The sequence below is a fragment of the Actinoallomurus sp. CA-150999 genome (genome assembly GCF_050942425.1).
Taxonomy (GTDB): domain Bacteria; phylum Actinomycetota; class Actinomycetes; order Streptosporangiales; family Streptosporangiaceae; genus Actinoallomurus.
This window is the reverse complement of sequence record NZ_CP192063.1, coordinates 2,556,085-2,574,364: the sequence shown is the minus strand read 5'-3', so window position 1 is coordinate 2,574,364 and position 18,280 is coordinate 2,556,085. Positions and strand designations below refer to the sequence as shown.

General features: G+C 66.3%; 18 protein-coding genes and 1 pseudogene. 11 read left to right on the top strand and 8 right to left on the bottom strand.

The window, feature by feature from the left end:
• Positions 1-163: 163 nt before the first annotated feature.
• The 5 genes from ACQP2O_RS12280 to ACQP2O_RS12260 all read left to right on the top strand — a co-directional run bounded on the left by ACQP2O_RS12280 (position 164) and on the right by ACQP2O_RS12260 (position 5,466).
• Positions 164-1,186: a LacI family DNA-binding transcriptional regulator gene (locus ACQP2O_RS12280; protein WP_433183060.1), complete on the top strand. Its 1,023-nt coding sequence runs from the start codon at positions 164-166 to the stop codon at positions 1,184-1,186.
• An 84-nt stretch (positions 1,187-1,270) separates the two neighbouring features.
• Positions 1,271-2,563, top strand: a complete 1,293-nt coding sequence (locus ACQP2O_RS12275; protein ID WP_433183057.1) for an ABC transporter substrate-binding protein — start codon at positions 1,271-1,273, stop codon at positions 2,561-2,563.
• A gap of 10 nt (positions 2,564-2,573) precedes the next feature.
• Positions 2,574-3,491 (top strand): carbohydrate ABC transporter permease, encoded by a 918-nt coding sequence (locus ACQP2O_RS12270; protein ID WP_433183054.1) that lies wholly within the window; start codon positions 2,574-2,576, stop codon positions 3,489-3,491.
• Positions 3,492-3,495: 4 nt separating this feature from the next.
• Entirely contained in the window at positions 3,496-4,386 is an 891-nt protein-coding gene (locus ACQP2O_RS12265) for a carbohydrate ABC transporter permease (RefSeq protein WP_433183052.1), read from the top strand.
• A 63-nt stretch (positions 4,387-4,449) separates the two neighbouring features.
• The gene (locus ACQP2O_RS12260) at positions 4,450-5,466 is read left to right on the top strand and encodes a glycoside hydrolase family 130 protein (RefSeq protein ID WP_433183049.1); all 1,017 of its coding nucleotides are present in this window, start codon (positions 4,450-4,452) and stop codon (positions 5,464-5,466) included.
• A 734-nt stretch (positions 5,467-6,200) separates the two neighbouring features.
• Here the strand turns inward: ACQP2O_RS12260 and ACQP2O_RS12255 are convergent.
• Entirely contained in the window at positions 6,201-6,413 is a 213-nt protein-coding gene (locus ACQP2O_RS12255) for a hypothetical protein (protein ID WP_433183046.1), read from the bottom strand.
• Positions 6,414-6,492: 79 nt separating this feature from the next.
• Here ACQP2O_RS12255 and ACQP2O_RS12250 point away from each other — a divergent pair, with 79 nt between their 5' ends.
• Both ACQP2O_RS12250 and ACQP2O_RS12245 read left to right on the top strand, forming a co-directional pair.
• Positions 6,493-7,413 (top strand): hypothetical protein, encoded by a 921-nt coding sequence (locus tag ACQP2O_RS12250; protein WP_433183044.1) that lies wholly within the window; start codon positions 6,493-6,495, stop codon positions 7,411-7,413.
• Between the two features lie 539 nt (positions 7,414-7,952).
• Positions 7,953-8,750 carry an AfsR/SARP family transcriptional regulator gene (locus ACQP2O_RS12245; RefSeq protein WP_433183041.1) on the top strand — a complete coding sequence of 266 codons (798 nt, stop codon included), beginning with the start codon at positions 7,953-7,955 and terminating at the stop codon, positions 8,748-8,750.
• 377 nt (positions 8,751-9,127) lie between these two features.
• Here the strand turns inward: ACQP2O_RS12245 and ACQP2O_RS12240 are convergent.
• Together ACQP2O_RS12240 and ACQP2O_RS12235 are read right to left on the bottom strand one after the other, a co-directional pair.
• Positions 9,128-9,334, bottom strand: a pseudogene (locus tag ACQP2O_RS12240) (transposase); the annotation flags it as partial.
• 6 nt (positions 9,335-9,340) lie between these two features.
• Positions 9,341-9,853: a transposase gene (locus tag ACQP2O_RS12235; protein ID WP_433183038.1), complete on the bottom strand. Its 513-nt coding sequence runs from the start codon at positions 9,851-9,853 to the stop codon at positions 9,341-9,343.
• Positions 9,854-9,859: 6 nt separating this feature from the next.
• Between ACQP2O_RS12235 and ACQP2O_RS12230 the strand changes: the two genes are divergently transcribed.
• Both ACQP2O_RS12230 and ACQP2O_RS12225 read left to right on the top strand, forming a co-directional pair.
• Entirely contained in the window at positions 9,860-10,213 is a 354-nt protein-coding gene (locus tag ACQP2O_RS12230; RefSeq protein WP_433183036.1) for a helix-turn-helix domain-containing protein, read from the top strand.
• Positions 10,210-11,691: a hypothetical protein gene (locus ACQP2O_RS12225; protein WP_433183033.1), complete on the top strand. Its 1,482-nt coding sequence runs from the start codon at positions 10,210-10,212 to the stop codon at positions 11,689-11,691. Before ACQP2O_RS12230 ends, ACQP2O_RS12225 begins: the two co-directional genes overlap by 4 nt.
• Positions 11,692-11,922: 231 nt before the next feature.
• Here ACQP2O_RS12225 and ACQP2O_RS12220 read toward each other — a convergent pair whose 3' ends face one another.
• The gene (locus ACQP2O_RS12220) at positions 11,923-12,105 is read right to left on the bottom strand and encodes a hypothetical protein (RefSeq protein WP_433183031.1); all 183 of its coding nucleotides are present in this window, start codon (positions 12,103-12,105) and stop codon (positions 11,923-11,925) included.
• 240 nt (positions 12,106-12,345) lie between these two features.
• Positions 12,346-13,245 carry a winged helix-turn-helix domain-containing protein gene (locus ACQP2O_RS12215; protein ID WP_433183028.1) on the bottom strand — a complete coding sequence of 300 codons (900 nt, stop codon included), beginning with the start codon at positions 13,243-13,245 and terminating at the stop codon, positions 12,346-12,348.
• A 1,325-nt stretch (positions 13,246-14,570) separates the two neighbouring features.
• Between ACQP2O_RS12215 and ACQP2O_RS12210 the strand changes: the two genes are divergently transcribed.
• A complete protein-coding gene (locus ACQP2O_RS12210) occupies positions 14,571-15,440 on the top strand; it encodes a sensor histidine kinase (protein WP_433183025.1) in 870 nt (289 codons plus the stop codon).
• Here the strand turns inward: ACQP2O_RS12210 and ACQP2O_RS12205 are convergent.
• Together ACQP2O_RS12205 and ACQP2O_RS12200 are read right to left on the bottom strand one after the other, a co-directional pair.
• Positions 15,397-15,774, bottom strand: a complete 378-nt coding sequence (locus tag ACQP2O_RS12205; RefSeq protein ID WP_433183022.1) for a response regulator — start codon at positions 15,772-15,774, stop codon at positions 15,397-15,399. The genes ACQP2O_RS12210 and ACQP2O_RS12205 overlap by 44 nt on opposite strands.
• 70 nt (positions 15,775-15,844) lie before the next feature.
• Positions 15,845-16,810, bottom strand: coding sequence for a S16 family serine protease (locus ACQP2O_RS12200; protein WP_433183019.1), 966 nt, complete (start codon positions 16,808-16,810; stop codon positions 15,845-15,847).
• Between the two features lie 42 nt (positions 16,811-16,852).
• On the opposite strand from ACQP2O_RS12200, the gene ACQP2O_RS12195 reads away from it, so the two are divergent.
• Complete coding sequence (locus ACQP2O_RS12195; protein ID WP_433183016.1) at positions 16,853-17,563, top strand: response regulator transcription factor; 711 nt, start codon at positions 16,853-16,855, stop codon at positions 17,561-17,563.
• On the opposite strand, the gene ACQP2O_RS12190 is transcribed toward ACQP2O_RS12195, so the two are convergent.
• On the bottom strand, positions 17,520-18,275 hold the full coding sequence (locus ACQP2O_RS12190; RefSeq protein ID WP_433183013.1) for a hypothetical protein: 756 nt from the start codon (positions 18,273-18,275) through the stop codon (positions 17,520-17,522). The genes ACQP2O_RS12195 and ACQP2O_RS12190 overlap by 44 nt on opposite strands.
• Positions 18,276-18,280 lie beyond the last annotated feature (5 nt).

Here is an 18,280-nt window from a genome sequence, read left to right as displayed (position 1 = left end):
GGGCTTTCATTTCGATCCCGCACCGCTTTTATGGGCGCCCAAGGCAGGGTGATCGGCTTGACCGAGAGCTACTAAACCGCTTTAGTCACCAGCTAAGAATCAAATGACTTAGTGAAGTCCGTGTGCCTTGGCTATGAACTTCATGTGTCGAGGAGTCGCCACCGTGTCCAATCGCCGACCGACCATCGCAGACGTCGCGGCGCACGCCGGAGTATCGGTGGGTGCCGTGTCGTTCGCACTCAACGGGAGGCCGGGAGTAGGCGAGGAGACGCGCCAGCGCATCCTCGACACCGCGAGGGAACTCGGCTGGCAACCGAGCCATGGCGCGCGGTCGCTGTCGACCTCCCGTGCGTTCGCACTCGGCCTCGTGCTGGCGCGGGCGCCCGAGTCGATCGGTTCGGACCCGTTCTTTCCCGCGTTCATCGGCGGTGTCGAGGCCGTTCTGGCGCCGCGCGGTCAGTCTCTGGTGCTTCAGGTCGTCCCGGACGCCGAGGCGGAGATCGCCGGATACCGGCGACTGGGCGGGGAGGGCCGAGTGGATGGCGTGTTCCTGACCGACCTGCGGTGCTCGGATCCGCGCTTGTCCCTGCTGACCGAGATCGGGCTCCCCGCGGTCACCCTGAACCGGCCTGACATTGAGTCCGGGTTCCCTGCCATCTGTCTCGATGACCGGCCAGGGATCGCCACCGCCGTAGGTCACCTGGTGGGGCTCGGGCATACGCGGATCGCGCATGTCGCCGGGCCGACCGAGTTGTTGCACGGCAGGGGGCGACACGAGGCGTGGACCGCGGCGCTCGACGAAGCGGGGCTCGCGCCGGGCCCGGTCGTCGAGTCCGACTTCACCGCCGCCGGCGGCGCGGCGGCCACGCGGGAACTGCTCGACCTTGCCGAGCGGCCGACGGCGATCGTCTACGCGAACGACCTGATGGCCGTGGCAGGGATGGCCGTCGCACACGAGCGCGGCTACGTGGTGCCGAACGACCTGTCGATCACCGGCTTCGACGACATGGAACTGTCGGCCCACGTACATCCCGCGCTCACCACCGTGCGTACCGATCCCTTCGGCTGGGGGCGAGCTGCCGCGCGGGTCCTGCTCGACCTGGTCGAGGGCAGGGACCCCGGTGACGAGGACGTCGCCCCCGGAGCGCTCGTGATCCGCTACTCCACGGGATCCGCGCCCGGCTGATCCCGAACCTGAAAACGAATCGTGCCGACTGCGCCCCGCCGGCGCGGCCGCCGATGAGTCACCACCCCCCATCGAGGAGATCCGATGAAACCCACCCCCATTGTCCTTTCCATAGCCGCCGTGGGCCTGTCCGTCCTTACCGCCTGCGGCGGTGGGGGCAGTGGCACGAACGTGACGAAAGCGGCCCAAGCGCACGGCCCGATCAAGATCTGGTACTCCAACAACGAGGACGAGGTCGCCTGGGGCAAGGCCGCGGTCGCGGCGTGGAACGCCTCGCACCCGAAAGAGACGGTCAGTGGCGAGGAGATCCCCGCGGGCAAGACCTCGGAGGAGGTCATCACGGCGGCGATCACCGCCGGCACGGAACCGTGCCTGATCCTCAACACCGCGCCCGCGGCCGTACCAAACTTCCAAGCGCAAGGCGGGCTGGTACCGCTGAATGACTTCCCGGATGGGGCCAAGTACATCGAGTCGCGTACCGGGGCAAGGGCTAGCCAGTACAAGTCGCCTGATGGCAAGTACTACCAGCTGCCGTGGAAGTCGAACCCGGTGATGATCTTCTTCAACAAGAAGCTGTTCGCAAAGGCCGGGCTGGACCCGAAGAATCCGCCGCTGCACACCAACGCGCAGTTCCTCGACACGGCGAAGAAACTGGTCGCGGCCAAGGTCTCCAAGTATGCGATCTACCCGGCGCCCACCAGTGAGTTCTTCCAATCGTGGTTCGACTTCTACCCGATGTTCGCGGCCGAGTCGGGCGGCAAGCAGTTGGTGGCCGATGGGAAGTCGCAGTTCGACACTCCCGCCGGGCAGTCGGTCGCGCAATTCTGGCGCTCGATTTACGCGGGGAACCTGGCTGGGACCGAGAAGTACAACGGCGACGCCTTCGCCGACGGTGTCGCAGCGATGGCCACCGTCGGCCCCTGGGCGGTCAACGTCTACAAGGGCAAGGTCGACTGGGGCGTGGTCCCGGTGCCGACCTCGCAGGCGATGCCGGCCAACTCGATCCACACGTTCAGCGACGCCAAGAACATCGGCATGTACGCCTCGTGCAAGAACCGCGGCACCGCCTGGGACTTCACAAAGTTCATCACCAGCGTCGATCAGGACGGCAAACTACTCGGCAAGACCGGCCAGATGCCGATGCGGACGAACCTTCAGCAAACCTATGCGGACTACTTCGCCAAGAATCCGGCGTACAACGACTTCGCAGCGGAGGCCGACCGGACCGTCGAGGTGCCGTCGATACCGAACTCCGTGACGATCTGGCAGAGCTTCCGCGACGCGTGGTCCCGCTCAGTGATTTTCGGTAAGAGCGACCCGCTGCTGGAATTGCACACGGCCGCGACGAAGATCGACGGCCTGGCGAAGCACTCCTAAGGCGTCGGCGATGACGACCATCACCATGGCTTCGGCCAAGGAGGGACGCCGCTTCGCGGCTCTCCTCGGCCGTAGGCCGGTAGGCCTCCTTTTCACCGCACCGTATGCCGTGTTTCTCGTCGCGGTGTTCGCCTATCCGCTTGGGTTGGCCGTGTGGATGTCGTTCCACCGGTTCATATTCACCGCGCCCGGCGTCTCGGTGCCCCGGCCATGGGTCGGGCTGGACAATTATAAGGAGGCGCTCACCGACCCGGCGGTGCGGCAGGCGTTCGGGAACATCGCACTGTTCCTGGTGATCAACGTGCCGCTCACCGTCACGCTGTCACTGCTGCTGGCCACCGCGCTGAATGCGGCGATCCCGTTCCGTGCGTTCTTCCGCGCGGCGTACTACATCCCGTATGTGACCGCGAGCGTGGCCGTGGTCGGAGTCTGGCTGTTCCTCTTCAGCTCCTCGGGCTTGGTGAACAAGTCGCTGGGTCCGCTCGCCCCGCATCCGTCATGGCTGGTCAACTCACACCTGGCGATGCCCTCCGTTGCGGTGTACGTGACTTGGAAACAGCTGGGCTTCTTCATTCTGCTATACCTCGCTGCTTTGCAGAACGTGCCCAAAGAGCTCTACGAGGCTGCGGCAGTCGACGGCGCGTCTCGGAAGCGCACCTTTTGGTCGGTCACCGTTCCTGGTGTGCGGTCGGCCACGACCCTTGTGGTACTGCTCTCGCTGGTCACCGGCGCGAACCTTTTCACCGAGCCGTACTTGCTCACCGGAGGAGGTGGGCCGGACGGAGCGTCGGCATCGCCGGTACTGGTGATGTACCAGCGGGGCATCGAGCAGGGGCACCCAGATGTGGGCGCGGCCATCGGCGTACTGCTGGTGCTCGCCGTACTCGTCGTCGCGCTGGCCGACCGTTACCTGCTGCGGAGGAATTGATCACATGGTCCAGCATGTTCGGGTGGCGCGAGTAGCCGTGACCACCCAGCATCCGGAGAAGAAGCGGCAGGCGTGGATCGGCTGGCGGCTGCCGGTGCTCATTCTGGGCGCGATCGGTTTCCTGTTCCCCTTCTACTACATGTTCATCGGGTCGCTGCAGACCACGGTGGACAGCTCGCCGTCCGGCGCGGTGCCGAATCCGGGGAACCTCTCGCTCGACAACTACCGGAACATCGACAAGAACATCGACCTGGTCAGCGGACTGGTAAATTCCGGCGTCTTCACCGGCGGTGTGCTACTCGGTACGGTCGTGTTCGGCGTCCTCGCCGGATACGCGCTGGCGCAACTGCACTTCCGCGGCCGCGGGCTGCTGTTCGGCGCGATGCTGCTCGTCCAGGTCGTGCCATTCCAGCTCCTGACAATCCCGCTGTACGTACTGATAGTGCGGGATTACGGACTCGGCGACTCCTACCTCGGGATGATCGCGCCATTCGCCATCAATTCCACGGCCGTGTTCGTGTTCCGGCAGTACTTCCTGCAAGTCCCGGCGACGCTGTTCGACGCGGCCCGCATCGACGGCGCGAGCGAGCTGCGCATCTTGGTGCGGGTCGCGCTCCCGCTGGTCAAACCGGCGCTTGTCACGGCGATGCTGATGACCTTCATCGGGCCGTGGAACGAGTTCCTCTGGCCGTTCCTGATCACAAAGCAACAGAACATGCAGCCGCTCGCCGTGTCACTGGCGAACTACATCAGCAACGTCGCGGCGCGGTCCGGCAACCCGTACGGCGCCATCCTCGCGGGAGCTTGCGTGCTCGCCGCACCCGCCGTCGTCATATTCGTGGCGTTCCAGCGCCATTTCGTGTCCACTAACCTCGGTTCCGGCGTGAAGGGTTAACACCTCTTGACCTCCACCACCTCTACTACCGTCCCGTACACTCTCACTCGCCTTGGCGTGGTCATGTCGCCCCAACCCGGCGAAGCGAATGAGGCCGAGGGCGTTCTCAACCCGGCCAGCGGCCGCACCCCGGACGGCCGCCTTCACCTGCTCCCCCGCCTAGTCGCCAAGGGCAACGTCTCGCGGATCGGTCTGGCAGAGGTCATGCTGACCGACGGGGTCCCGACCGGTGTCGAGCGCCGCGGTGTCGTGCTCGCTCCCGACGAGGGCTGGGAGCGCGGCGCGAACAACGCAGGCGTCGAGGACCCGCGCACAACCTGGATACCGTCCCTCGGCGTACACGTCATGACCTACGTCGCGTACGGGCCACTCGGCCCGCGCCTCGCCCTGGCCGTCTCTGAGAACCTGTCGACGTGGCGGCGACTCGGACCGGTGCATTTCACCTATCAGCCCGGTCTCGACACCGACCTCAACCTGTTCCCGAACAAGGACGCGGTGTTCTTCCCCGAGCCCGTGCCCGACCCCAACGGCCGCCTTTCCTATGCGATGTTGCACCGGCCGATGTGGGACCTCAGCTGGATCCGCGAAGGCGAGGGAGTCCGGCTGCCGGCACAGATCACCGACGACCGGCCCGGCATCTGGATCTCCTATGTGCCAGTAGGCCTGGTTGAATGGGACATCACCGCGCTCGTGTACCAGCGCGACCACCGGCTCGTGGCGATGAGCGAGTTCCCGTACGAAGACCTGAAGATCGGTGCCGGACCGGCCCCGATCCGCGTGGACGAAGGCTGGTTGCTCCTCCACCACGGTGTGCGTGGCGAAATGGTCACAGGCACCGACCACCAGCCGCACGTCCACTACGCCGCCGGAGCGATGCTGCTGGACCAGGCCGACCCCGGTCACGTGCTGGCCCGTACCGCCGAACCGATCCTGTCCCCCGAGACTGCCGACGAGCGCGACGGCATCGTGCCGAATGTCGTGTTCCCCACGGCAATTGAGGAAGTGGACGGCCTCCACTACGTGTTCTACGGCATGGCCGACTCGAAAATCGGTGTGGCGCGCCTGGATCGGCTCGTATGATCCCACGATCACTTTCCGGCACGGTAAGTGCCGCTTCAGACCGTCCTCGCCGTGGACAGTTGCCGCGACCGCGGCCGTACGACCGAGCCGCTTCAACCTGGTGACCTACTGACCGGCGCGCCCGGCGGACTGGCCGATCCGCCGGACGTGTGCCGCACACGCCCCGATAATGCGAGACAGCAGTTCGCACAGCCGAAAGGTGTCGCCCTGACGCGGCAGGGATTTCCATCACGGTAACGCTTGTCGCGTCAGGGCGTGGCGCTTTGCAGGGCAATTGTCAATCTCAGGTTCGAACTCGTCGAGCCCCCTTGTCACCACCGATTCGCTCTGACTCGCAGTGTTTCCGGACACCGGGCGCACGGTCGGCGCCATGACGTCCATACCTTCGCCACCTCGAGACGCCCTCAACGCCATCATCGGCTTGATCTTCTTCGAGGCTTATGAAAGCAATCACCCTGAAGTGGAAACGACGGGTTGACTTCCCACACAGAGGAAGGGGAAGTCTTCCCGCCGTTCCGTGCGCCTCTGCCGACGGGTGACTAGGCCGCCGCATCAAGGAGAGGCTTGCACGTTAATCAGTCTAGCCAATAACCCCTCTATGTGTCAGACTCGTTAACGCAACACAACCGAGAGATGGTCGCTCGGCTGCTCGTTGCGCCCGCAGTCCGCATTCGCGGCCTGCTCCGTTGGGCGTAACGAAGCAGCTCGAGCGACGACTAACTCGAGCTGCTTCGCTACGCCGCGACACAGAGGGAAAGGAAGATGTCGCGACGTAAATTGACCCCAAGGGGTCCCCATGCGGCTCGGGCGCGCTGGACGCGCTTTCTGTCGCGGGAGAGCAGGGCGAAGGCAGGGAACGCCTTGGCCGCCTCCCTGATCTCGCGCACCGTCTCCCCGATCAGGGCGGCGGCGGTGGGCTCGCGCTGGCTGTACTCGGCGTCGGCCATGATGGTCCTCGAAGTGGGGCTGCTGGTGTGCGGCCCTCTTGGAGGATCGCATGTGTCCTCCCTCAGCGGGTTGAGGGGCATGGCTTTCGCCCTCGTGATCGCCGCGATCAGCCAACTGCTCTTCGCCGTGATCACGCTCCACCTCCGGGAGAAGGAAGAGCCGGCTGTCCTGCCGGCTCCGAACACCAAGGCACCGAAACGAGGCAGAGGCAGCCTCCGGCGGAAAGCCTTGGTGCTGATAACAGCAGGGGGCGTGCTTCAGGCATGCAACCTGTACTGCTACTTCAGGGGTATTCTCGACGTGTCCATCAGTGAGGTCACGGCCGTGACTACCCTCGCCCCGGCTCTGGTTGGGGTGCTCAAGAGCTGGAGGGTCGAAAGAGTGGGCGGCCATTTCAGGTACGTGGAGAGCAAACGCGTCAGGTACCTCGTGCCGTTCTCACTCGTGGCCGCCTCTTTCGCGATGATTGCATTCTTGATGCAGTCGGGCGGCGGGCAACACATCATTCGCGGGACCGTCTTCGCCTCGTTGGCGGCGCTCGCCGTGACCGGCCTAATCGTCGTCGAGGGGCGGGCCGCCAACGTCAGCAAAACGGCCTGGCGTCCCGGCGCGATGATATTCGCGGGAATGAACCTCTTCGGCGCCGTGTGTTTGGTGATCGTGAATGTGATTTCCCCCCCAGGCCGCAGTCAGCCCAGCGCCAACTTCTGGTCACTCTCGGTGTGGTTCTGGTGCATCATAATGATGGGCATTCCCTCAATTCTGGGGGTGTTCATCCAGCGAAAGCTCAACAAAGGCGCCGCATACGCCGGAATCCAGCAACTTGGAGCACTGGCGGGGATGCCCGTGCAGTTGAGCCAGCACATACGCCTACCCCGGTTGAACATCATCGGTGACATCGCCATGGCAGTCTCCGGCGCCTGGGTCACCCTGGTGGATGCCAAATGGGGGCGCGAGTCGCTCGAACGCAAGGGCGACCAAGGCAAGCGCATCCGTTAGAGAACCCGGGATGCCCTCGCCCGGCTGCGCATTCGCCGGTGCGACCAGGGCCACTCAACGAGTGCTCCCAACAAGGACCCGGCACACGCAGGGCCCTGCGCCGGAGATGAAGAGGGGTCAAGGCCAGATAACGAGGCCAAGAACCCGTGAACCTCGATCCGGTCGGCCTGAAGGTGACCTGGCCTTCAGGCTCAAACAATGCCTCGGCCAGGACGGCGCCTACGCCGTCGCGACCGAGGCACGAGTCGGCACACGTCGGCTACTCACGAGTGCTCCCAACAAGGGGGCCCGGCACACGCCGGGCCCCCTGCCCATGCGAGGGCCCCAGGAGTGTCCGTGGCAGTTGGACATCAGGCCACTGTCCGGGCTGCCTTCTTGGGTTGGGTCACCTCCGCTCTGGAAGCGGGTTCGGTGCGTTTGCGGGCGCCGTAGCCGGGGTCGGCCATGTGGATCTGGTGGTCGGTATCGACGTGCTCGGTGTTCGACCAGGCGGTCCGGATCTGACCAACGTTCTGATTCTGTAACAGAAAGGTTCCACGGTGGCGACACCCTATTTCGCGACACTGGGTCCCGTTGAAGTGACGCGCACGGGACGTCCGATACCCCTGCCGGGTGCACGTACACGATCACTGCTCGCAGCCTTGTTGATCTCAGCCAATCAGGCAGTGCCAGTCGATGATCTCGTCGAGGCCGTATGGGACCGCGGCAGCCCGACCCACCCGCGCAACGCGCTTCAGAATGCGGTATTCCGGCTGCGACACGCGCTTGGCGATGCCCTAACACTGGAATCAGCAGGTGCGGGATACAGATTGTGGGTGGATGATGATCAGCTCGACCTGCTGCAGATGGAGCGGGCCTTGCAGATCGCACGCGGCGAGCCGGCGATGTGGGAGTTGGAGAAGATTGTCAGGTTGTGGCGAGGGACGCCCTTGTCGAATGTGGACTCAAAGGTACTGAGGCGTGACATGGTGCCGCGATTGACAGATCGGTACCTAACCGCAGTAGAGCGATGGGCGGAGCTGTGCCTGCAGCACGGCAGGCACGAAGCGGTGGCCGAACACCTTCCCACCCTCATGACGGTAAATCCCTATCGAGAGAAACTCATCGGCTACCTCATGGTCGCCTATTTCCAGGACGGCAGGTCAGCTGACGCGCTCCTACTCTACGAAAGCACACGCCATGCGATCAACGAGAACCTGGGCATCGACCCGAGCACCAGCCTCCAACAACTGCACATCCGCATCCTGAGACGCGACGAAGAACCCACCCTCCACTTCCCACCACCTACCCTCGGCCAAAACCTCCAAGCCCACTCCAACTCCATCCCTTCCACGTAAGGACCGACCTCCAGTAATCAAGCGGAATTCTCGGAGGGCTCCGCCAAGGACGTGTGGCAGAAGAAGCGGCAGGACACCAAGGACGCCAAGCATGCGTGGCGCGCCCTGGCAATGCAGCAGAAGCGGTGGGGCAAGGCCTGGCACAGCTCACCTCGGCCTTCAAACGCTGAACCACCGCCGGTCGGCGGCTTCAACAAGCCGGCCCCTGGCCACCTTCATGGTGGACGAGGGCCGGTTCTCTTTCGTGCCGCTCTCTCTCACCTGCCGGGGCAGCTTCCGATCCGGTCATGGACCTGGGCGACCGCCTCCGTGATCTATGGGAGTCCCCGACGCTGCCGGGACTGTCCGGATCTTTGTGGGCGGGCCGGTGATCACTTCTAGTGGAGGGTGATGCGGTCGCCGTAGTAGAGCGACAGCGCGTTCAGTGCTGCCTTCCACCCCGGGGTCTTGCCGGTCACGTTAGCCCGGTTCTTGCGGGGGCTGCGAATGACCAGGTAAAGCACCTTCAACGCGGCCTGGTCGGTCGGGAAGTGGCCGCGCCGCCGGGTGGCCTGACGGAACTGGGCGTTCAGCGACTCGAAGCTCTCTTGTCAAGCGGCTGCGGCGATGGTGGGCGCTGGGCTGGTGCGGCGGTCGTTGTCGCGCCACATGTGCCTGATGATGACGTTGGCGAGCTGACGCTTATGCGAGCGGCGAGCTTCGCGTTTGGTCTTGTTCGTGGTCTTGCGGTCCATGTAGTCCTTGGCGGGCTGGTGGCAGCGGACCTGGGTGACGTGGACGGCGTGCAGGATGGAGTTGACGTCGCGGTTGCCGCCCAGGTCGAGGCGGTGGCGTCGGGCTGGGCCGTGGCCTTCGCCGGAGGACAGGGCGACTGGTGCGATGCCGCACCAGCGGGCGAACTGGGCCTCGGTGCGGAACCGCTGTGGGTCACCGACCTGCACGAGCAGTTCCATCGCCAAGACGGGGCCGATCCCGCAGATGTTGGTGAGGGTGCAGCCGAGTTCTCCGAGCAGGGTCGGGATCTGCTTGTCCAGCTCTTTGATCCTGCTGGTCAGCGTGGTGATGTCGGCGAGGCTCGCCCGGAGCCGTTCGATCTTCAGCAAGTCGGCGTGGTCCAGCTGGCTGGTCGGGATCGGACCCGTGGCCAGGGCGTTGAGCTGCTTGAGAACCCGGCTGGTGGACGGGAGCGCGGACCTGATCGCGACGGGCAGAGAGACCAGGACCGCTTCCGCGGCATCACGCTGTCGGTCTCGCAGGTCCACCGGCTCGTCACCGGTACTCCCGAACGGCTCTCGTTGCCGGTCCTGGCCGCGCTCTGCGACATCTTCGACATCGGCCCCGGCGACCTGATCGCCACGCGCGCGCAGAACGTGGAGATCCGCAAAACCGGCACCGGCGCAGGGCCCGGTGTGGTCGACTTGGCCGCGCTCCGGCCCAAACGCGCCCGCATCCGCCCCGAGTGAGCCCCTCCTACCGCACCGCCGAGCAATACCAGCGCTGGCACATCCGCGACTGCGCACGCCGCGGCCGCCGCGCCGCCAAAGCCGCGAACTGGTCTGACGGGCCGATCTGCCGCACCTGCCCGGACCGGGCGCTCCGCGACCGCGGCTGTTGCCCGGGTTGTGGAACCGAGCGGCTGCTGCCCGGCCGCGACCGCCACGGAGCCCCGATCTGCCGAGACTGCGCGGGCATCACCCGCAGCTTCTTCTGCGACCGCTGCGGGTTCGAGGGACGCCTGCACACAGGCAGGCTCTGCGAACGCTGCACCTTCACCGACAAGGTCACCGCCGCCCTCGACGACGGCACCGGCCGAACCAACCCCATGCTGCAGCCGCTGGCCGACCACCTGATCGCGATGCCCGACCCCTGGATCGGATGGATGTGGCTCCGCCATCCCTGGAACCAGGCTCTCCTCGCCGACCTGGCCACCGGCCGCGTCCCCCTCACCCACGAGGCGCTGCACCAGCTACCGAACTGGCGCACCGTCGCCTACGTCCGGGACCTCCTCATGGCTTGCGGTGTCCTGCCCGCCACCGACAAACAACTGCCGCACTTCGAGACCTGGCTGACGCACCGCCTCACCGAACTCCAAGAACACCCTCACCAGCAGACGCTGCGCCGTTTCGCGATCTGGGAACTGCTGCCCCGGCTACGGGCCCGAGCCGAAACCCGCCCGCTCACACCCAACGTCCGACGCTTTGCCAGCGAACGGTTCGGCACCGCCCGCAAGTTCTTGACCTGGCTCGACAGCCACGACCGCACGCCGGCCACCTGCACCCAGGCCGATCTCGACGCCTGGCACGCCACCCACCACGAGCATGACCGCCGCGCCCTGCGCGCTTTCCTGCTCTGGGCGATGGCCAACCACCTCATGCCCCGGCTCGCCCTGCCCGCCCAGCAGGCCGCCAAAGGGACACGGCTCAGCCAGCACCGCCGCCTGGAGCTGATCCGCCGAGCCGCCACCGACTCGCGGATACCCCTGCCGACCCGCGTCGCCGCCTTCCTGACGCTCCTCTACGCCCAGCCGGTCAGTCGGCTCCTGCGCCTGACCATCGACGACGTCCTCCACCACAACGGCGAGGTCCTGCTCCGGCTCGGCGACCCGCCCACCCCAGTCCCCGAACCGTTCGCCGCGCTGCTGGCCGACCTCATCGACCACCGGCAGAACATGAACACCGCCACCAACCCCGACGCGCGATGGCTGTTCCCCGGCCGCCGCGCCGGGCAACCCCTGAACATCGACACCATGCTGCGACAGCTGAAAGACCACGGCTTCCCCGCCCAGGCCGCACGCACCACCACCCTCCGCCGGCTCGTGCTCCAAGCGCCCGCCCCGGTCATCGCCCAATCCCTCGGCTTTCACCACAACACCGCCACCCGCGTCGCCACCGAGGCAGGCCAGACCTGGACCCGCTACGCCCCCGGCGACCACACACAGTGACCTCGATGGCCCTGCGCCGGAGGAATACGTGCTCATCAGTTACGCGAGCTCACCAGACTCACGGGCCGAATCCTCAGTCTCGGCGTGGGACCGATTCAAGTCGCCATAGGCCAGGAAACACACGAACGCGCGTGGACCCAGTGGATCCACGCGCGGCAAGGTCACATGTCCCCGGTCAGGGGCGGTGAACCTTTATCGGGTCGAGCCGGGGCTCGCACTTTGGGGCCACTCCTACTTCGACTGAATGAAGTCGCCGCAGTCGCAGGTCCAGGTGATGACACCCTTCTTGTCGGGCGCGCTCTCGTGGGAGAACTCGTGCACGTGGCCGGACCGGGGGCCGGAGTACTGGCCGCCGGAGCCGGACTGGACGCCGGAGGCGGGCCGGCCGGTGTCCTTGTTCTTACGCCACCCCATCGCGGGTCTCCTTTGTTCAGTGAACTTCCGCGGACTCTTGCCCGCATCAGGGGACTGTGAGCGCGTCACCCGGCGACGCAAGGGGAAGATCGAATTTTTTTGGCTGGGCATGACAATGCCCCGGACCCGGGGGGATCCGGGGCATGGGGAAGCGGTCAGGCGGAGGGGCGGAGTGGGGAGCATGCCATGGCCGTTGACCAGCTACGACGGATGCGGCGTAGCGCTGTGCGAACTACTTGATCACCGGGTCGCTGGGGCGGGGTTGGCGGCCAGGAGGGCTGCCGCGGCGGGGGTGAGGTGGTGGATGACCTTCTTGCCGTCGCGGACCGACTGGATGAGGCCCGAGTCCCGGAGGGCGGCCGCGCTCATCGAGGCGGCTGGGACCGACACGTTGAGGCGGTGGGCGAGCTGGGAGGTGGAGGCGGGGGACTTGGCGAGTTCGCGAAGGGAGCGGGCCCGGCCTGGTCCGATCAGAGACGACAGGGTGTCCCGAAGCGCTGAGGCAGGCCGCATCGGGGTGGGGGCGATCGAGTAGATGAGGATCGGGACCTGTCCCGGCGTCAGGATCGGGTGGAGTCTGGCTTGGCCGAACGCGCAGGGCATCGCCACCAGTCCGCCTGTTGCGTCGAACTCGAGGGTGTCGGGGCCTGGGATGATCAGTTGCCCGTCCTTCCAGGCCAGTCCGTCGTGGAGGCCGGCTAGTGCGGCCGCCGGGCCTTGGGCCAGGAGGGTGGCAGCGCGCCCGCCGAGGTCGGCGTGCAGTTCCCGGGAGATCTGCGCCCAGTCATCGGCCAGGCATGCGTCATAGAGCTTGCGCAGCGCGTCCACGGTGCCGTTGAGGCCGGGAGATGCCGCCTCCAGGGCCTGGAGTTCGGTGTCGAAGGTGGGCTCGGTGTATCCATAACCCGCCAAGGGCGGTGCCAGGAAGGCCGGCGGGTCCGACGGGTCGGCATTGATGCGCGCGACGAGATCGTGGGCGGCCGCGGGGACGTTGCGGCGCGCTGTGTGCCACCAGGCGCGACGGAGTGAGGAGTCACGGCTGCACGCCGAATCGTGGACGCCGTGCACGAGGTGGCCGAGCGGTGAGAGCGCGAACCTGGTCTGGGCCAGGTCCACGGTGGGGTAGCTGATCGTCGTCACATCACGCCCCCGAAGACCTATCAGAACGATCTCCAGCGTAGAAGGCGCAGAGTTAACGCGATCAAAGTCCGGCCAGATCAGGCCATGAAACCGAGCTGGCAGCGGGAGGACCGCGGGCGATCGTGGACTTAAACGATCGTACCTCCCTTGGCCGCTGCGCATAATGGCGACGCGTATCGGGCCGAGAAGAATCGCACATCCTCAGCCTGGATGAGGCGCTCATCGTCAAGATCAGTGTCCGGGAACAACCTCTGCACCAGGAAGGTGAGTCGGTTGTGAAGTTCAGAATCGGAGCCGCAGGTTCGTACGGGTTCGTACGGGAAACGTGACTCCGTTCAGGTGATCCGGACACCCTGGTCCTGCCACTTCATGCAAGACGGGTCCAACCGGCAGCCCACGGGGGACGGCCGGAAGTCTCTGACCAGCCATGCAAGTCCGGACACACAACGGGAGATCTGATGAAACTCGCTCAACCTGAGCGGTCTCTGGCCGCCACCGGGCGGGCGCGCGCCAGACGGAGGCACATGAGTTTCAAGAAACTGCCGATATTTCTGCCGGAGGTTCTGCCTGGTGCAGTCGCGCCCGTCCGTCGACGATGGTGCCGTCCGTTGATCATCCAGGAAGGCGCGCGAGGTGTATCCGCCCAGGCTTCAGGTCACACCACGCAGCGGATCCCGGCCCCACATCCCGGCGTGATCGCGACATTGACCCGCCGTGCGAAGCTCGCGCCGAAGGCGCTCGCACCGTACCCCGGCCCGACCACCCACCATCTCCACTGCAGCCGCTCGCCCTGAAAGACACCCATCAGTGAAGATCAGCACCACGCTCGCCGCCACCGCCGCTGTCTCCGCACCGGCGTTCACCGCACCCGCGCACGCCGACGCGCACCGCCCGGCTCGGCCGATACCGTCGCGTCCGCGATCCACACCCGGCCCGCCCGCCACCACGGCGGCCCACCTTTGACAGAACCTCCAAGGCTCCACCCAATACCGCTTCCTCGCCCAGTGGCCTGAGCCTGAATCCACCGCTCGGCATTGGTGAAGATGTTCCGAGCATGACGATGCGGGGGGCCACGGGCGATCGTTTAACTCGCGGACTTAAACGATCGCGCCTCCCTTGGCCGCTTCACATAATGGCGACGCGTATCGAGCTGAGAAGAATTGAGAGCGATGAAGTTCACTCGCAGGCGTGTTGTAGTCGCGACGACGACTCCTGCACTGCTGCAAGCATGGCCGTGCTCCCCGGTGCGGCGCATACCGACGACGTCAAGGTGCGCGGCCTCACGGGCGACCGGCCGGCATCGAGCGTCCCGGGTGATCTTCGGCATGCTGGGTGAAGCGCTGACAGATGTGGGTCGGGCCCTGGGGGTGTTCTGGAACGACGTGTGGAATCGCCATGACACCGGGGAGGAACGAGTTCGGGTCAGCGCCGTCGCCGACCGGTCCGCCACCGCTCTCACGGCCGTGGACGGTGTTGACGTGTCGAAGCCGCGGCGGCTCGAGGACGCACGGGCGCTGTTGCTGGACTCCGTACGCCACGAGTTGCACGGCCCGCTGACCGTGATCAGCGGCCACGCGCAGTTGCTGGGCAAGTTCCTCCCGGACGACCGGCACGTGGCGGACTCCGTCGAGGCGATCCTCGACGCCGTGGAGATGATGCACCACGTCGTCAGGGGTCTCGCCGCCGTCAGTGCCTCGGATCCGGCCGCTCTCCGACCGATGGTCGAACCGATCGATGTGACGGCACTACTACACCGGACTCTGCGCACCATCCCGTCGGTAGCGGCGCGTGCGCTGATCGACTCTTCTCCCGGCCACACCGTGCGTGCTGATCCGTTGGGGCTGCGGCAGTGCCTGCTGCTGGCCCTCGGCAACGCGCAGAAGTACGCGCCCGACGGGAAGATCACCGTGACGGTACGCGAGGTCGGCTCATATGGAGTCATCGGCATCGCGGACGAAGGACCCGGCATTCCCGATGAAGAACGCGCCCTCGCGACACGGCCGTACTATCGGGCGACCGCCGCCGGGAACCTTCCAGGGTCGGGACTGGGGCTTTACATCGCGGACATGCTGATGGCCGCGATGGGGGGACGGATCGAACTGGTGACCGCCCCGTCCGGTGGCCTACAGGTCGATTTCTGGATCCCTCTCGTCAATCCGGGCGCGCCGATCGGCCGCCCGCGAGTGCGGAGATGAGCTCACGGAGCTGATCGAGGTCGAACGGCTTCGCGAGAACGCGGGTCAGGGAGCCGTCATCCAGGTCGCCTGACATGCCTGCGTCGGCGGTGAGAACCAGGACGGGCAGATTCGCGGTGTGGGCGGCGGCGCGAATCCGGGTCACGAGATCGGCCCCGTCGATGTCCGGGAGCATCCGGTCGAGAATCAGCAACCGCGGCAGGGAGGCGGTGGTGAGCCGGTGCCACGCCTCGTTGCCGCCCCCGGCCAGGTCCGCCTCATGACCATCGCGTTCCAGGATCACTCGGAGCAGCCGTCTGACTCCGGGATCGTCGTCGACGATGAGCACCCTCATCTGGTCTCCGGTCCGATGGGCATCCGTGATGCAGACGCTATCAGCGCCCGCCCGGTCGGTGCCGCAGGCCTCAAGAGGCCTCGCAGGCCGGGGAGCGCCCGCCGACGGCGCACAGCCACTTCACCGCATCGGAGACGGAGCCGACCGGGACGATCCGCATCGTGCCGCCCCGCGCCGCCCGTACCGCGACGTCGCGTTGAAGGGCCGGCACGAAGAACACGTCCGCGTGGGCCGCCATCGCGGCTTTGACCTTCTCCGCGACTTCACCGACCGTGGTCACGGAGCCGTCAAGGCCGACTCCACCGGTGCCGGCGACGTGGTGACCGCCGATGAGGCGTCCCGAGCCCAATGCGTCGACACGGGCCAGTGTCAGGATCAGCCCGGCCGACGGCCCTTGTACGACGCCGAGCGGAAACGCGGTCGCGGCGACATCGGAATCCACCCGTACCACGGCGAGCGAGGCGCTCGATATCCCCATGGTCGTGGATGTCCCCAGCGACTCGCCGGAGATCCTGGGGGCCACGAGGAGGCGCACGTTCCCCATGGCGGCGGTGACGGACCCCAGATCGGTCTGGTCGCGGAGCGGCGCCAGGTGCCGGGCGTCACCGGCGGCCAGGAGCACGTCACCGGGGTGCAGCCCGATCGTGGCCACCGCTCCCGCCATCCCGGTCACCTGTAGTCCGGCGCTGCCGGTTGGTCTTCGGCGGCCGGCCAGTTGGGCGGCGACGAGGGCGGCCGTGGTCTGCGAGGCGTCCATCGCATCGGTCGTCGCCGGGCCGGGACCCCGCCTCCGGACCATGCGTTCCTCCGTGAGCCCGGCCAACGCCCACCGGAACCAGGTGCTGTGCCGCACGACCACCGTTGTCACCAGCCAGGATCCGCGCGCCGGCGGACCGATCCGGATGACCGGACCGGGGTCGATCCGGTCGTACGGCGAGCCGGTCACACCGAATCCGCAGAGCATGAGCAGGGAGAGGATGACGCCGTAGCGAATGCGTCTGGCCCTCTCCCTGTCACGCGTTGCGACATCTGCCATGGTCTGACCCTTGGACGACCACATTGGGTATTGTGGGGATTCGTGCCACTTGTTCTCCTCATCGACGACGACCCGCGATTCATCAAGGTCGTTACAAGCCTGCTGACCAGGCGCAATTTTCAGGTGAGGTCCGTATCCAACGTGGAACAGGCCCGGCACGCGCTACGCCGCATGGACATCGACCTCGCACTGCTCGACCTGAACCTCCCCGACATGGACGGGCTGTCCCTCATCCATCAGTTGCGCGAAGAGGGAAACAACACGCCCGTGATCCTGCTGACCGCTCGCAGCGAGCCACACGAGCAGGCCCTCGGGCTACGGCTCGGCGGCGATGACTACATCACGAAGCCGTTCGACCCGGAGCTGCTGCTCGCTCGGATCCACGCGGTGCTACGGCGTAGCTCGGCCGGCGCCGGCAGGACGACCGATCGGGAGCGAAGCGACCTGGTCGAGCTTCCGCCCGTGCTGATCGACCTTTCGGCGCGACAGGTCTTCAAGCACGGGGTGGCGGTACAGCTGGCCCCGATGGAATACGCCGTCCTGGAGTTCCTGGCGCTCAACCGCGGCCGCGCGGTCTCCAAGGAGGAGATCATGCTGCAGGTCTGGGGCACCGACCAGGGCATTTCTCGTACGCTCACCGAGCACATCTCCCGGCTGCGCCGCAAGCTCGGCGAGGGCCTCGTGGTGACCAAGACGGGATACGGATACATCATCCCGGCCGCTTCCGAGGTTCCCGAAACCAAAGCTCAGTGACGAGGACGTTCTTCTTCTCCACCCGGCACCACATCTGGTGGCGCTGGCTCTGCACGGTGGCGCGCCACCGGGCCATTCCCAGGTCGCGGCCGAGCCCGTTCTTGGGCCGGGCCGGCCAGGGCAGCCCGACCTGCCGCCCCAGTCGCTCGAGTTCACTTCGGGTCAAATGGGCGGAGGCCGACCGTACGGTGTGGATGGTGAACTCCTCGTGCTCGCGGACCGACACCTGCTGATGCTCGAGTCCGTTCAGCAGCGCGGTATGGGTACGGAGTACGTCCCTCACCATCTGCTCTGCGAGCCCTTCGGGCGTCCGCGCTTCCTCGAGTTCTCCGAGCAGTCCGACGAACCCGTCGATCGCCGAGGCGAGGAGTTCGGTGTCGTCCCCGGAGTCTTCGCCGGCCGCCTCGGCGAGCAGCCTGGCCGTGACCGCCGCGATCGACAGCTCGCCCTTCATCCGGTGGACGAGGCCCATGACGAACCGATCGTGCCACTCCTCCGGTCGCGTTTCCTCGTCAAGGCGTACGAGCAAGGCGGACGTCCCGCTGAGCGGCACCGCGGTGAGCGCGCCGCTGCTGAACACGGACTGCCAGGTCAGGGCCTGGCCGGCGAGGACGAGGGATTCCCGGTCCAGATGATCCTCATCGTCACCGCTCAGATCTTCGACACCGCGGGGCGGGGACCCCGCCCTCGCGCGAACGACCGTGGAACGCATCGCTG

What these genes read in the sequence shown, in the direction of transcription:
- ACQP2O_RS12275 (WP_433183057.1), top strand. Translation starts at nt 1,271, where the DNA reads ATGAAACCCACCCCCATTGTCCTTTCCATAGCCGCCGTGGGCCTGTCC.
- ACQP2O_RS12270 (WP_433183054.1), top strand. Translation starts at nt 2,574, where the DNA reads ATGACGACCATCACCATGGCTTCGGCCAAGGAGGGACGCCGCTTCGCG.
- ACQP2O_RS12265 (WP_433183052.1), top strand. Translation starts at nt 3,496, where the DNA reads ATGGTCCAGCATGTTCGGGTGGCGCGAGTAGCCGTGACCACCCAGCAT.
- ACQP2O_RS12260 (WP_433183049.1), top strand. Translation starts at nt 4,450, where the DNA reads ATGTCGCCCCAACCCGGCGAAGCGAATGAGGCCGAGGGCGTTCTCAAC.
- ACQP2O_RS12255 (WP_433183046.1), bottom strand. Translation starts at nt 6,413, where the DNA reads ATGGCCGACGCCGAGTACAGCCAGCGCGAGCCCACCGCCGCCGCCCTG.
- ACQP2O_RS12250 (WP_433183044.1), top strand. Translation starts at nt 6,493, where the DNA reads ATGGCTTTCGCCCTCGTGATCGCCGCGATCAGCCAACTGCTCTTCGCC.
- ACQP2O_RS12220 (WP_433183031.1), bottom strand. Translation starts at nt 12,105, where the DNA reads ATGGGGTGGCGTAAGAACAAGGACACCGGCCGGCCCGCCTCCGGCGTC.
- ACQP2O_RS12210 (WP_433183025.1), top strand. Translation starts at nt 14,571, where the DNA reads ATGCTGGGTGAAGCGCTGACAGATGTGGGTCGGGCCCTGGGGGTGTTC.
- ACQP2O_RS12205 (WP_433183022.1), bottom strand. Translation starts at nt 15,774, where the DNA reads ATGAGGGTGCTCATCGTCGACGACGATCCCGGAGTCAGACGGCTGCTC.
- ACQP2O_RS12200 (WP_433183019.1), bottom strand. Translation starts at nt 16,810, where the DNA reads ATGGCAGATGTCGCAACGCGTGACAGGGAGAGGGCCAGACGCATTCGC.
- ACQP2O_RS12190 (WP_433183013.1), bottom strand. Translation starts at nt 18,275, where the DNA reads ATGCGTTCCACGGTCGTTCGCGCGAGGGCGGGGTCCCCGCCCCGCGGT.